Consider the following 889-nt stretch of genomic DNA (forward strand, 5'->3'; position numbering starts at 1 on the left):
AATTATCTACCGTAGTAACTTCGATGTAGCTGAACCAAGGCTGGTTCGCTTTTTCCGTTAGCCACATGTTCCAATCGGCGATAGATTGTTTATCGGTATGGGCTTGAGTACCATCCAGTTTTTCAGCTAGGTTTACGCCTCGGAAGACGATTTCTGAATAAAGGTCATCTTCAAAACCGCTGCCGCTAAACAAGCCGAAGGTGTAGCCTTGATCTTTAAGTACATCAAGAAGTACAGGTGAGGCACCTTGTGCCTTGATACTAGAGGCGTAGCTTGTTGGTAAACCATAAAACAAGCCAAATGCACCGTAGGTGTCATTGCTTGAGCTGTAGTGTTTACGGAAGTTTTGGTTTTGCTGTGCAAACTCGTAGAGGTTTGGCATTTCTTCTTGATTCAGCGCGTCGGCACGAAGGTTATTTACGCTGATCATCAATACGTTCAACTTGTTTACACGGCGGTTGAATTCAAGTTTTTCTAGTGGGTAGTTCACCAGCTCAACGTTATTTTCATTCTCCGCTAAGCGTTTTAGGTACTCTTCACGGTCAAGCAGACCATGTTTTTCCATAAAGCTTTTCGCCGTCATTGGGTAAGAAAGCGGGAAGTTTGAGCGTTGGCTCGTGATCGGATTATAGAAATAGGCATCAGCCCAAATGTAGACCAAATGACTGGTCATAAAGCTCAAAAAGAACACGGCAGCCAGTGGACGACCAACGTGTTTGTGAGACAGTTTGCGCTGTTTACGCCAAACCCATTCTGATAAGGCGAGCTGAACAAGGAATATCAGCGGCATCACAACAAACAGGTGTTGTAGATCCGAGCTTAACGCACTTTTATCATCGCTGAATAACAGCTCCCAAACCACAGGGGTTAGGTGCAGGTTAATGGATTG

At 44.9% G+C, this 889-nt stretch carries 1 protein-coding gene; it reads right to left on the bottom strand.

Features of this window, described 5'->3' with window-relative positions; all coding sequences use genetic code 11:
- Positions 1–889 (bottom strand): DUF3413 domain-containing protein (locus R7R24_RS25510; protein ID WP_318119900.1); only part of this gene is annotated, 889 nt, incomplete at both ends.

This window comes from Vibrio sp. 704 (genome assembly GCF_033339295.1).